Origin of the sequence: Polaromonas sp. (genome assembly GCF_036676035.1) — a bacterium.
Lineage (GTDB): Bacteria > Pseudomonadota > Gammaproteobacteria > Burkholderiales > Burkholderiaceae_C > Polaromonas.
The window spans coordinates 1-12658 of record NZ_JAKFDR010000085.1 but is presented as its reverse complement, the minus strand read 5'-3'; the positions used below and the strand labels follow the sequence as shown (position 1 = coordinate 12658).

12 protein-coding genes and 1 tRNA gene are annotated in these 12658 nt (G+C 63.0%); 5 read left to right on the top strand and 8 right to left on the bottom strand.

What is annotated here, in order from left to right:
- The coding region (locus tag V6M61_RS13090) for a hypothetical protein (protein WP_332777015.1) at window positions 1-189 on the top strand (189 nt) is incomplete at its 5' end.
- A gap of 111 nt (window positions 190-300) precedes the next feature.
- Here the strand turns inward: V6M61_RS13090 and V6M61_RS13085 are convergent.
- A complete protein-coding gene (locus tag V6M61_RS13085) occupies window positions 301-1185 on the bottom strand; it encodes a transporter substrate-binding domain-containing protein (RefSeq protein WP_332777014.1) in 885 nt (294 codons plus the stop codon).
- A gap of 246 nt (window positions 1186-1431) precedes the next feature.
- Here V6M61_RS13085 and V6M61_RS13080 point away from each other — a divergent pair, with 246 nt between their 5' ends.
- A complete protein-coding gene (locus tag V6M61_RS13080) occupies window positions 1432-2640 on the top strand; it encodes a D-amino acid dehydrogenase (RefSeq protein WP_332777013.1) in 1209 nt (402 codons plus the stop codon).
- A 114-nt stretch (window positions 2641-2754) separates the two neighbouring features.
- On the opposite strand, the gene V6M61_RS13075 is transcribed toward V6M61_RS13080, so the two are convergent.
- The 7 genes from V6M61_RS13075 to cysS form a co-directional block, all read right to left on the bottom strand.
- Complete coding sequence (locus tag V6M61_RS13075; protein ID WP_332777012.1) at window positions 2755-3654, bottom strand: LysR family transcriptional regulator; 900 nt, start codon at window positions 3652-3654, stop codon at window positions 2755-2757.
- Between the two features lie 165 nt (window positions 3655-3819).
- Window positions 3820-3912, bottom strand: a tRNA-Ser gene (locus V6M61_RS13070).
- Window positions 3913-3957: 45 nt separating this feature from the next.
- Window positions 3958-5226, bottom strand: a complete 1269-nt coding sequence (locus tag V6M61_RS13065; RefSeq protein ID WP_332777011.1) for an aspartate kinase — start codon at window positions 5224-5226, stop codon at window positions 3958-3960.
- A 196-nt stretch (window positions 5227-5422) separates the two neighbouring features.
- Window positions 5423-6376 carry a tRNA lysidine(34) synthetase TilS gene (gene tilS, locus V6M61_RS13060; RefSeq protein ID WP_332777010.1) on the bottom strand — a complete coding sequence of 318 codons (954 nt, stop codon included), beginning with the start codon at window positions 6374-6376 and terminating at the stop codon, window positions 5423-5425.
- A gap of 40 nt (window positions 6377-6416) precedes the next feature.
- The gene (locus tag V6M61_RS13055) at window positions 6417-7394 is read right to left on the bottom strand and encodes an acetyl-CoA carboxylase carboxyltransferase subunit alpha (protein ID WP_332777009.1); all 978 of its coding nucleotides are present in this window, start codon (window positions 7392-7394) and stop codon (window positions 6417-6419) included.
- A 26-nt stretch (window positions 7395-7420) separates the two neighbouring features.
- Window positions 7421-8125, bottom strand: coding sequence for a DNA-3-methyladenine glycosylase family protein (locus V6M61_RS13050; RefSeq protein WP_332777008.1), 705 nt, complete (start codon window positions 8123-8125; stop codon window positions 7421-7423).
- Between the two features lie 52 nt (window positions 8126-8177).
- Entirely contained in the window at window positions 8178-9557 is a 1380-nt protein-coding gene (gene cysS / locus V6M61_RS13045; RefSeq protein WP_332777007.1) for a cysteine--tRNA ligase, read from the bottom strand.
- Between the two features lie 343 nt (window positions 9558-9900).
- On the opposite strand from cysS, the gene V6M61_RS13040 reads away from it, so the two are divergent.
- From V6M61_RS13040 to V6M61_RS13030, 3 genes are all read left to right on the top strand, one after another.
- Window positions 9901-11025: a nuclear transport factor 2 family protein gene (locus tag V6M61_RS13040; RefSeq protein WP_332777006.1), complete on the top strand. Its 1125-nt coding sequence runs from the start codon at window positions 9901-9903 to the stop codon at window positions 11023-11025.
- An 83-nt stretch (window positions 11026-11108) separates the two neighbouring features.
- Window positions 11109-12362 (top strand): L,D-transpeptidase family protein, encoded by a 1254-nt coding sequence (locus V6M61_RS13035; protein ID WP_332777005.1) that lies wholly within the window; start codon window positions 11109-11111, stop codon window positions 12360-12362.
- The coding region (locus V6M61_RS13030; protein ID WP_332777004.1) for a peptidylprolyl isomerase at window positions 12362-12658 on the top strand (297 nt) is incomplete at its 3' end. The genes V6M61_RS13035 and V6M61_RS13030, both read left to right, overlap by 1 nt.

The window sequence follows — 12658 nt, the reverse complement described above, 5'->3', positions numbered from 1 at the left end:
GGGCAGGTGCCTTTTCGGGCGGTCTGCGGCGTTGCACTGCTTGCCAATAGCCGGGCTATTGGCGGCGCACTGCGCCTTGCACCCCATCCCGAAAAGACACCTGCGCGACCCCAAATAAATCGTGAACAGGCTCTTAGGTTTGGCACCAACATCCGGGCGCACGGGCGCACGCCAGCCGCCTGGAGCTGAAAGCCCCCGACTGGATCACCCGCTTATTGTTTGAAAAGGGCTGCCGGCCCGGGATTCAGGGACGCGGCAACCTGATGCGGCAGGCGTGGCGCATTAGCGCCCTTGCCGCACTTATATCGCCGGCTTGTCGCTTGGCGTTTTGAGATTGGCCTTGAGTTCAGCGCTCATGGGCAGGTTCAGGTTCACGCCCTTGGGAGGAATCGGCGACGTGAACCACTTGGCGTAGAGCCTGGCGAATTCACCCGACTTCATCATCCGGGTGATGGTGCCGTCCACCAGCGCCTTGAATTCCGGGTCATCCTTGCGGACCATGCAGGCATAGGGCTCGACCTGCAGCGAATCGCCTACCACTTCCAGAGAAGCCGGGTTCTTGGCGTTGGCCATCAAGCCGAACAGCAAAATATCGTCCATGGCAAAAGCCACGGCACGGTCGCTTTCAACCAGCAGTAGCGAGTCATCATGGTCCTTGCCCAAAATCAGCTGCATGTCGAGTTTTTTGTCGGCGCTGTACTTGCGTATCACTTGCGCGTTGGTGGTGCCGGTGGTGCTGGCCACCACTTTCTTGGTCAGATCAGCGTAATTTTTGATGTTTGAAGATTTCTTGGTCAGCAAACGGGTGCCGGTGTAGAAGTGGTTGACGGTAAACGTCACATCCTTGCTGCGTACGGTGTTGTTGGTGGTCGAGCCGCACTCGAGGTCATACGTGCCGTTGACCAGCAGCGGGATACGGTTTTGCGAGGTCACGGGCATGTAAGCCACTTCAAGGTTGGGCTTTTTGACCTTCTTGCGCACGTCGTCAATGATGGCTTCGGTCAGCTCCACCGAAAAGCCCACGGCCTTGGTCGAGCCGATCAGGTAGCTGAAAGGAACCGACGCCTCGCGGTACGACACGGTGATCTTGTTGCTGTCGGCGACCTTTTTAAGCGTCTGCGCGCTGGCGGTGCTTGCCAGGCCTGCAGTGAGCAGCACGGCGGTCATGAGGGTCGAGAATTTCATGCGTATCCTTTCGGGGGCGGGGTTAGGGAATTTCAGGAAGTTGGCATCGCTAGTGTAGGAACAGCCAGCCGATACGTGCCATTCATTTTCGCGACAAGCCCATGACAAAAACTCATGGTTTACCCAGTCTGGGCGCGGCTGCGATGCACACATAACCGCAGGTCATGACCAATGGTGCATTCAGCATTGTTCAAGCGCACTGCCGCTGCGTAAAGTGGCGTTCTTTTGAAAAGCAAAAGGACTTTTATGCATGTGTGCGTGCTTGGTGCTGGAATCGTGGGACTGGCCACCGCCTACAGCTTGCGCCGCGCCGGCCATGAGGTCACAGTGGTTGACCGTGCCGGCCCCGGTAGCGGCGCCAGTGGCGGCAACGGCGCACAGCTGAGCTACTCCTACGTGCAGCCGCTGGCCGACCCGGGTATCTGGCGCCAACTTCCCAAACTCCTGCTCTCGCCTTCTTCCCCCTTGAAGCTGCGCCCCCGACTGGACGTGCGGCAGTGGCTGTGGGGCGCACGGTTTCTGGCAGCGTGCAACGGCAAGACCTCGCGCAACACCACGGCCCAGCTACTGGCGCTGGCTGCATTAAGCCGGCAGTCGTTTGACACGATGATGGGCGAGGAAAAGCTGGACTGCGATTTCTCTGCCACCGGCAAGCTGGTGCTGTATGCCGACGAGGCCTCGTTTGCAGGCGCACGTCGGCAAATGCTGTTGCAGCGCGAACTGGGCAGCACGCAGGAAGCCGTGGGCGCCGACCGCTGCGTGGAGATTGAGCCCGCGCTGAAAAGCCGCCACCGCCAGATTGCCGGCGCCATTTACACACCGGGTGAGTGTGCCGCCGACTGCCAGAAAACCTGCAATGCATTGATGACCGTGCTGCGCCGCCAGGGCGTGCAGTTTTTACTCGACACCGCGATTGAGCAGCTGGTGCTGCGCGGCAAATCCGTGGTGGCGATAGCCACGCCGCAGGGCCACCTCGAGGCCGACCAGTATGTGATGGCGCTGGGGGCCCACTCGCCCCGCATGGCCCGCACGCTGGGCGTGCACCTGCCCATCTACCCGCTCAAGGGCTACAGCATCACGATTGAAGTTGACGGGCAGCCTCATGCGGCACCGGCTGTTAGCGTGACCGACAGCGCCCGCAAAGTGGTGTTCGCGCGCATTGGCTCGCGCCTGCGCGTGGCGGGCATGGCTGAATTGTCGGGCTACGACACGGCGGTTTGCCCGGCGCAGATCGCCTCGCTCAAGGCCTCGACCCAAACGCTCTTTCCCAGGTGCAGTGCATTTGCAGGTCTGAACCCCTGGGCCGGCATGCGCCCGGCCACGCCCACTGGCCTGCCCGTGATTGGCTGGCACGCCAAAGGCCCGCGCAACCTGCTGTTCAACACCGGCCATGGCGCCCTGGGATTCACATTGGCCTTTGGTTCAGCCCAGCGCATCAGCGGCCTGCTGAACTGACCCCCACGTTCACTCACTGCGTGTAGCTCTCTGCCCCCCGAGGGGGCCGTGCTTGCTTGGGGCGGCCCTGCGCTGCGCACGCTAGTTGCAAGAGAGAAAAGTCGGTGAGCCGGTTCAGACCGCCCGGGCCAATGCCTGCTGAAAGCAACGCACAAACGCCCTGACCGCCACCGAGCCCGGCTTGCCGGCGGGCCACAAGGCCTTGATGGGCACCGGGATCAAGGGCTCCAGCGCCAGCACGTCCACCCGTGCCAAATCGGCCGAAGCGGCCGTGCAGGTGTCGATCACCGCAATACCCAACCCGTGATGCGCCAGCGCCAGCGCCGAGTGATAAGTCTGCACCGTGATGTCAAACTCAAGTCCCACCCCAGCCTCGCGGCAAGCCTGGTTGAGGCTGCGGCCCACCGGGTCCAGCACATCCAGCCCAATCACCGGCAGTTTCGTCAAATCAGACAGCGTGACGCTGCCACGCTTGATCAAACGCGCCGACAGCATGCCTTTGGGTGCGATGCACACCATGCGGCCGTCGGCCAGATGCTCCTGCGCCAGCGCCGAATGCACCACCGGGCTGAACAAAAAGCCCACATCCGCCTCCTGCAAAGCCAGCGCCGAAACAATCTGCGGCGAATGCAGGGCCTTGACCGTGATGGCGACGTCGGCATGCTTGACGCGAAACAGCTTGATGGCATGCGGCAGGATTTCATAGCTCAGCGCCAGCACGGTCAAAATGCGCAACTCTTTGGCGCTCTCTCCCGTCTTGAGGTTGGCCGCCAGGCGCTGCACTTCATCAAGCTGCGCAAACAGCCGCTCGATGTGCGGGTACAGCGTCAGCGCCTCAGAAGTCGGCGTGAGCCGGCCCTTGGTGCGCTGAAAAAGCGCAAAGCCGAGCTGCAGCTCCGCATGCTGAAGGATACGGCTGACGGCAGGCTGGGTGACGTTGATCAGGCGTGCCGCACCGCTCACGCTGCCGGTGAGCATGACGGCGTTGAAGACTTCGATGTGGCGCAGACGCATGGCAGGTTCCGTTGGGTTTTTCAAACAAGCGAACACTGGGGATTATGGTGCGCGGCGGCCACAGGCCGTTTTCGATCCGGCGCAAAGCTTCATACCTGCGGCAAGCAGGTAGGCAAGCCACCGTATAGGGACGCAAAAAAGCCGCCCGAAGGCGGCTTTTTGTACTGGCGGAAACGGAGGGATTCGAACCCTCGATGAGGCTCTACACCCCATACTCCCTTAGCAGGGGAGCACCTTCGGCCACTCGGTCACGTTTCCTGATTTCGTAGCGAAACCAAATTATCTCACGACTTGGGCGCCAAATCAGGCGGCACCCTGATCCAGGTCAAAAGCCTTGTGCAAGGCGCGCACGGCCAGTTCCATGTACTTCTCGTCAATCACCACCGATGTCTTGATTTCGCTGGTGGAGATCATCTGGATGTTGATGCCCTCTTCGCTCAGAACGCGGAACATCTTGCTGGCAATGCCCACGTGGCTGCGCATGCCGATGCCCACGATGCTGACCTTGCAGATCTTGGCGTCGCCGGTGACTTCCTGCGCGCCCAGCGCCGGCAGCACCTTGGTCTTGAGCAGGTCCACCGCCTTGGCATAGTCGTTGCGGTGCACGGTGAAGCTGAAGTCGGTTTTGCCGTCTTTGCTGATGTTCTGGATGATCACATCGACTTCGATGTTGGCGTCGGCCACGGCGCCCAGGATCTGATAGGCAATGCCCGGGGTGTCTGGCACGCCGAGTACGGAAATTTTGGCTTCGTCGCGGTTGAATGCGATGCCCGATACGATGGCTTGTTCCATTTGTTCGTCTTCCTCAAAACTGATCAGGGTGCCGGATTTGGCCTCTTCGTTGATGTCAATATCCCACGGCGTGAAGCTGGACAGCACGCGCAGCGGCACCTTGTACTTGCCGGCAAACTCCACCGAGCGGATCTGCAGCACCTTGGAGCCCATGGAGGCCATCTCCAGCATTTCTTCAAAGCTTATGGTGTGCAGGCGGCGCGCCTCGGCCACCACACGCGGGTCGGTGGTGTAGACCCCGTCCACATCGGTGTAGATCAGGCATTCGTCGGCCTTCATGGCTGCGGCCACGGCGACGGCCGAGGTGTCGGAGCCGCCGCGGCCCAGCGTGGTGATGTGGCCGTCCTCGTCCACACCCTGGAAGCCGGTGACGATGACCACCTTGCCGGCATCCAGATCGGCACGCACCTTCTCGTCGTCGATCGACTCGATGCGGGCCTTGGTGTAGGCGCGGTTGGTTTTGATGGGCACTTGCCAGCCGGCGTAGCTGACGGACTGCATGCCCTCGGCCTGCAGCGCGATAGCCAGCAGGGCCGACGAGGCCTGCTCGCCGGTGGCGGCCAGTGCATCGAGCTCGCGGCTATAGGCCTCGTTGTGCCGGTGCGGCGCCAGCTCCTTGGCCAGGCCCAGCAGGCGGTTGGTTTCGCCGCTCATGGCGCTGGGAACCACCACCATCTGATGGCCTGCACGCGCCCACTTGGCCACGCGCTTGGCGACATTGCGGATGCGCTCGGTCGAGCCCATCGAGGTGCCGCCGTATTTATGAACGATCAAAGCCATTGCAGGATGTCAATCAGGAATTGGTTATGAAATTTGCTGTTGCCGCTTATCTTCAGGTCTTTATCAGGTCTTTGCCCGCTAAAACCAGTGGGGGTGTCCGCACGGGGTTTGCCTGCCGGTCATGGGCCAATCGTGACAGCCACATTCACGTGTTTCCCCACACGTTTGCCGGTGGTACAAAACCTTGGGATTATACCTAGCCCGAGTAGGCCAAGACCTCACCGCGCCGCTCTACGAAGCCTGTAGCCACTTTGAGGCGGATCCGATGCCCCCGCGTGGTGCAGGCGTCAACCTGGGCCAGCAGCTGCTCCAGTTGCGCGGCGCTGGGGGTGGCCTGGTGCTGCGCCAGCAACCAGTGGCGCAGCACATTGGCCTGCCGCGCGCGCGACAGCCCCTGCAGCGCCTTGATGGCCGGCGGTACCCCGACGGCAGCCAAATCCTGCTGCGCCACCTCGACCAGCAAGGCCTGGGCCTGCGCCGCGTGCCGGGCGCTGCGGGCAAAGGTCTCGCGAAACTGCGGAAAAGCCTCGGCCAGCGCCGGCAGCAGGCGCGCGCGAATACGGTTGCGGGTGTAGCGTTCGTCGGCATTGCTCGGGTCGTCCACAAACCGGATGGATTGCTGCACCAGCCAGTCGCGCAGGCTGGCACTGCCGGTTTGCAGCAGCGGACGGTAAAACATGATGCCGCCTCGCTCGAACTGCGCGGGCATGGCCGACAGGCCCGCCAGCCCGGCGCCCCGGCTGAGCGCCAGCAGCAGGGTTTCGACCTGGTCATCGGCATGCTGGCCTAGCAACACGGCGCCCATGCCGAGGGCTTTCGCAGCATCCGCCAGGGCGGCATAGCGTGCCAGCCGGGCCGCGTCTTCGGGGCTTTGCCCCAGCGCATGGCCGGCGTCGACATGCGTCACCTGCAGCGGCACGTTCAGGCCCGCGCAGACGGTTTGGCACACGCGCACAAACTCATCTGCCGCCGCCTGCAGCCCATGGTGCACATGGATGGCCGTGACCTGCCCCGGCCAGCGCTGGGCGGCCGCCAGCAGCAAGGCGGTCGAGTCGGCGCCGCCGCTGTAGGCCACGGCGACCGGGGGAAGCAACGCAAGGGAGTCCAGCGCGGGCAGCGCCGGGTTCAGCGCCGGGGGGGAGGAGTTCACGGTCTGGCGGTGGCCGGCAGATGGGCCGGCCCCGCCGGGCTTACTTGGCGTCGGCTTTGGTGTCGGTGAAGCGGCCATAGCTTTGCAGGCGTTCGTAGCGACGGTCCAGCAATTCCTTGACCTTCAGATCGCTGACCTGCCGGAACGCATCGTTGAGCGCGCGCTTCAAAAAGGCCGCCATCTGCTTGTGGTCGCGGTGCGCGCCGCCCACCGGCTCGTTGACGATCTTGTCGATCACGCCCAGCGCCTTGAGGCGGTGCGCGGTGATGCCCAGCGCCTCGGCGGCCGTCTGGGCCTGCTCCGAGGTTTTCCAGAGAATGGAGGCGCAGCCTTCCGGGCTGATCACCGAGTAGATCGAATACTGCAGCATCACCACCTGGTCGGCCACTGAAATCGCCAGCGCGCCGCCGGAGCCGCCTTCGCCAATGATGGTGGTGATGATGGGCACTTCGAGCTGCGCCATTTCAAAGATGTTGCGCCCAATCGCCTCGGACTGGCCGCGCTCCTCGGCATCGATGCCGGGGTAGGCGCCGGGCGTGTCGACAAAGGTGAAGACCGGCAACTTGAACTTTTCGGCCAGCTTCATCAGGCGCAGCGCCTTGCGGTAGCCCTCGGGCTTGCTCATGCCGAAGTTGCGCAGGCCGCGCTCCTTGGTGTCGCGGCCCTTCTGGTGGCCCAGCACCATGCAGGCGGTGCCGTTGAAGCGGGCCAGCCCCCCCACGATGCTCAGGTCGTCGGCGAAATGCCGGTCGCCGTGCAGCTCGACAAAGTCGGTGAACAGCTCGTTGACATAGTCCAGCGTGTAGGGCCGCTCGGGGTGGCGGGCGATCTTGGTGATCTGCCAGGGCGTCAGATCGCTGTAGATATCCTTGGTGAGCTGCTGGCTTTTCTTGGCCAGCTGGTCGATTTCTTCTGAAATATCAACCGCTGACTCGGTTTGCACGTAACGCAGCTCTTCAATTTTCCCTTCAAGCTCCGCAATCGGCTGCTCGAAATCGAGAAAGGTCTTTTTGGCCATGTGCTACTCCAGAGGCTTCTTAAAACTTAATTCTGCTCGCTACCCAGAACCGGTAGTGGGTCCAGCGAGCGCCAAATATACCAAGTTGCGACGCTGCAATAGGGCGCCCAGGCGGCGGCCACTTCGCGCGCATCGCTGCGGCTGACGGATTCGCCGGAAAAATAGTTCTGGCTGATGCCGTTGATCAGGCCAATGTCGTCCAGCGGCAGCACGTTGGGGCGCGTCAGGTAAAAAATCAGGAACATCTCGGCCGTCCAGCGGCCGATGCCGCGGATCGCCACCAGCTCGGCGATGATGGCGTCGTCGTCCATCGCCTCCCACTGCTTGACGTGGACAGTACCGGCGTCAAAGTGAATCGACAGGTCCACCAGGTACTCGATCTTGCGGGCGCTCAGGCCGGCTGCGCGCATGTCGTCGACCTTGAGTCGGAGCACATTGCCGGGCGTCATTTTTTTCGGCAGCAGGGCAAACCGGTTCCAGACGGTCTGGGCCGCCTTGACCGAAATCTGCTGGCCCACGATGCTGCGCGCCAGCGTTGTGAAGGCGTCGCCGCGCGACTGCAGGCAGGCGTCGCCAAACTGGGGGATCAGGCGCTTCATCACCCGGTCTTTTTTCATCAGGTGCCTGCAGGCGTCAGCCCAGTACCCGGGCACGGTCGCAGCCGGCTCAGCCACCTCGACGGCTTCGACACTGGCCAGGCCGTTCAGGCCGTTTTTCGCTACTTTTTTCATAGCTACTTGCGCACACAAGGAAAGGGCTGGAGGCCGAAATGGCTTAATAACTTCAAGACAAAGCCTCCCATGTGGTGCCGCTCGGCGAGTCTTTCAAAACAATGCCCTTGGCCAGCAACTCGTCGCGGATACGGTCGGCCGCAGCGAAGTCCCTGCTCTTTTTGGCGTTGGCACGCTCTTCAATCAGGCGCTGGATGCTGCTTTCATCGAGCCCGGCACCCGCCTTGAGGAAGGCTGCCGGCTCGCCTTGCAGCAGGCCCAGGCAAGCAGCCAGCGCCTTGAGCAGGCCGCTCAGCTCGGCCGAGCGCGTGCGGTTGACTTCGGTCGCCAGGTCGAACAGCGCCGCCACGGCCTCGGGCGTGGCAAAGTCATTGTCCATCGCCTCCTTGAAGCGCCGGGCAAAGGGATTGCCCCAGTCCAGCGCAAGGTCGGCGGCGGGCGGCACGGCGGCCAGCGTCGTGTAGAGCCGCTTCAAGCCCAGGCGGGCATCGTCCAGGCCAGCGTCGCTGTAGTTGAACGGGCGGCGGTAGTGCACGCGCAGCATGAAAAAGCGCACGGTCTCGCCGTCGTAGCTCTTGAGCACGTCGCGGATGGTGAAGAAGTTGCCCAGGCTCTTGGACATCTTCTCGTTGTCCACCTGCAGGAAACCGTTGTGGATCCAGTAGTTGGCCAGCGGGCGGCCGTTGGCGCCCTCGCTCTGCGCGATCTCGTTCTCGTGGTGCGGAAACTGCAAGTCGGCGCCGCCGCCATGGATGTCCACCGTCTCGCCCAGCAGGGCGCCGCACATGGCCGAGCATTCGATGTGCCAGCCCGGCCGCCCGGCGCCAAACGGCGAATCGTATTTGGCGTCGGCCGGCTCCTCGGGCTTGGCGGCCTTCCACAGCACGAAGTCGAGCGGGTCCTGCTTGCCGTCATCGACGGCGATGCGCTCGCCCGCGCGCAACTGGTCGATGGACTTGCCGCTGAGCTTGCCGTAGCCCGCAAATTTGCGGACCGGGAAATTCATGTCGCCATTGGCCGACGGATAGGCCAAACCCTTGCCCTGCAGCTTGCCGATCAGATCGGTCATGTGGCGCACGTACTCGGTGGCGCGCGGCTCGTGGCTGGGCGTGGCGATCCCCAGGGCACCCAGGTCCTGGTGCATGGCGGCGATCATCTCGTCGGTCAGCGCGCGGATGCTGATGCCGCGCTCCAGCGCGCGCTTGATGATCTTGTCGTCGATATCGGTGATGTTGCGCACATAGGTCACCTGGTAGCCGCTGGTCTGCAGCCAGCGCTGGACCACGTCGAACGCCATCATCATGCGGGCGTGGCCGACATGGCACAGGTCGTAAATCGTCATGCCGCACACATACATGCGGACATGGCCGGGCACCAGCGGTGAAAAATCCTCTACGGCACGCGACAGCGTGTTGTAAATGCGAAGGCTCATGAGTGGTCTGGGTACTGAACAGGGCTTGAAAAGGTCAAGCAGGGACGGATTGGCTGGTGGGGGTGGCAAAAGGCATGGGTCAAGGGCAAATTGGCTTGCGGCGACTAGGTCCGGTTTGCGCGGGATTGAACTATACCCCTCAGCTACAATCTGCCAGTATATCCAGCCGGCTCAGACAGCGTGTTGCTGCCCTCGTAGCGGCCTGCCAAGCCGGTCTGAAACAACAGGCTGTCCGGGCTCCCCCATCCACCGCAGTCGTTACAGCCATTACAGCGTTTTAAAGGCAGTCAAAGTCACCATGTACCAACCAGACCCGTCAGCACCCCACGCGTCCGCTTTTTCCATGACCGCCCCCCTCACCGCACTGGCATCACGCAAGCCCTGGGCCGCGGCTTTGCGCTGGGCCATTCTGGCCGCCAGCCTGAGCCTGTCGGCCGCCCATGCCGACGACTACGACCATGTGAACCGCCTGATCAAGGCCGGCCAGATGGGCGAAGCGCTGGCCAGGGCCGACCAGTACCTGGCCGGCAAACCGCGCGATCCGCAAATGCGTTTCATGAAGGGCGTCATCCTGACCGAGACCGGCAAGCCCGCCGAGGCCATCAACCTCTTCACCAAAATCACCGAAGACTACCCCGAGCTGCCCGAGCCCTACAACAACCTGGCCGTGCTCTACGCCGGCCAGAACCAGTATGACAAGGCCAGAGCCGCGCTGGAGATGGCGATTCGCACCAACCCCAGCTACGCCACCGCCCATGAAAACCTGGGCGATGTGTATGCCAAACTGGCCAGCCAGGCCTACAGCAAGGCCTTGCAGCTTGACAGCGGCAACGCCGGCGTGCAGCCCAAGCTGGCCCTGATCCGCTCGCTGCTGACAAACCCCGAATCCAAAGGCCAGAAGCCGGCCGCCCCTGCGCCCACCACGACCCCGGCGGCCCCGGCCGTGAACAAGGCCCCCGCCGCTGCGGTGATCGCCAAGGCACCGGTCGCGCCCCCACCGGCCCCGGCGCCTACTGCGGTCGTGGCCAAAGCGCCGCCGACACCCGCCCCCGTGGCCACGCCACCTGCTGCCGCCGCGCCCGCGCCGGCAGCCCCGGTCCCTGCGGCAGCCCCCGCCACCGCCCCGGGCGCCAACAAGGAAGTCGAGGCCGCCGTGCGTGCCTGGGCCAGCGCCTGGGCCGCCAAGGACATGAATGGCTACCTGGCCGCTTATGGCAAAGACTTTGACACCCCAGGCAACCAGTCCCGCAAGGCCTGGGAAGAAGACCGGCGCGCCCGCATTGTGGGCAAGTCCCACATCAGCGTGAAACTCAGCGGTCTGGTGGTGGCCGTCAATGGCGCCAAGGCCACCGTCAAATTCAAGCAGGATTACAGCGCCGACGCCCTCAACATTTCCAGCCGCAAGACGCTGGAGCTGGCCAAGGCCGGCGAGCGCTGGCTCATCGTCAGGGAATCCACGGGCGGCTGATGACTGGCAGCAGACCTGGCCAGTGCAAAGAGTGCGAAGCGCGCCCTGCCGCGATCTTCGGGAGATTTCACCTGGAAGTCCGCATGAAACGGGTAGTGATCGCTGTTTTTTCCACGGCCTGCGCCCTGGCCCTCAGCACCGCCTGGGCGCAAACTGAAAAAACCAAAAACCTGCAGCCACTGGCAGCCGGCAAGCGCCCGCTGCCAGTGCGCCAGGCGGCCGCAAGCCGCGACGGCGAGGCAGAAGCCCGCCTGATCGAAATCTACAAACTCATAGGCCAAGCCCAGCCCCGCGAGGCCCTGGCCAAGGCCGAGGGCCTGGTCAAGGACCATCCCAACTTCCAGCTGGCGCAGCTGGTCTATGGTGATTTGCTCAGCCTCAAGTCGCGCCCCGTGCACGCCCTGGGCGATGTCCCCGCCGGCACAGCGCAGGCGGCCGCCCCCTTGCTGGCCGAGCTGCGGCAAGAGTCCCAGTTGCGCCTGCGAGCCCTGCGCGAACGCCCGCCGCCCGGCACCATGCCCTCGCAGTTTCTGGCGCTGTCACCGCGTAACAAGCACGCGATTGCCGTCGATACCTCGCGCTCGCGGCTGTACCTGTTTGAAAATGCCGCCACAGGTCTCAAACTGGTGGCTGACTACTACATCTCGGTCGGCAAATCGGGCATAGAAAAAACCATTGAAGGTGACCTGCGCACACCGCTGGGGGTGTACTTCATCACCAGCAACCTCAACCCCAGGTCGCTCAAGGATTTTTATGGCTCCGGTGCGCTGCCCATCAACTACCCCAACCAGCTGGATGTGAAACGCGGCAAAACCGGCGGCGGCATCTGGCTGCACGGCACGCCACCGACGCAATTCTCGCGCGCGCCGCTGGCCACCGACGGTTGCGTGGTGCTGGCCAATCCCGATCTGGAGCGCATCATCCGCACGGTGCAAATCCGCAGCACACCGGTGGTCATCGCGCAAAGCCTCAAATGGGTGGCACCGCAATCCATCAAGAGCGACAGCAAATCGTTTGAAGACGCGCTGCAGGGCTGGCACAACGCCAAATCAAGCGGCGACATGGCACGGCTGGCGGCCTGGTACACGCCGGACTTCACCAGCTACGGCAAAACGCTGGCGCAATGGACGCCCGAGCTGCAAACCGAGCTCAAGAGGCTGGGCGGGCGCGGCATCCAGATCAAGGATGTGTCTTACCTGCGCTGGACCGACAGCGCCGACACGATGGTGGTAACCTTTGGCGAGCTGGTTCAGGGTGCCAAGACAGGCCGCACCAAGCGCCAGTACTGGAGCCGTCAGGGCAGCCAGTGGAAAATATTTTTTGAAGGGGTGATTTGATGGACTTCTCTGGAGTCAAGGCTTTGTTTTCGGCATCTTTTCTGGCTTCAAGGCGGGCTGCCATGGCGTCAGCAGCTATTATTTTGATAGCATTCAACGGGCTGACAGCCTCCGCGCTGGCACAGGGTGCGCCCAAAGTGAAGTTCGCCACCAGCGAAGGGGACTTCGTCGTCGAGGTCTACCCCGACAAGGCCCCCAAGACGGTGGAAAACTTTTTGCAGTACGTGAAAGACAAGCACTATGACGGCACCATCTTTCACCGCGTGATCGGCAACTTCATGGTGCAGGGCGGCGGC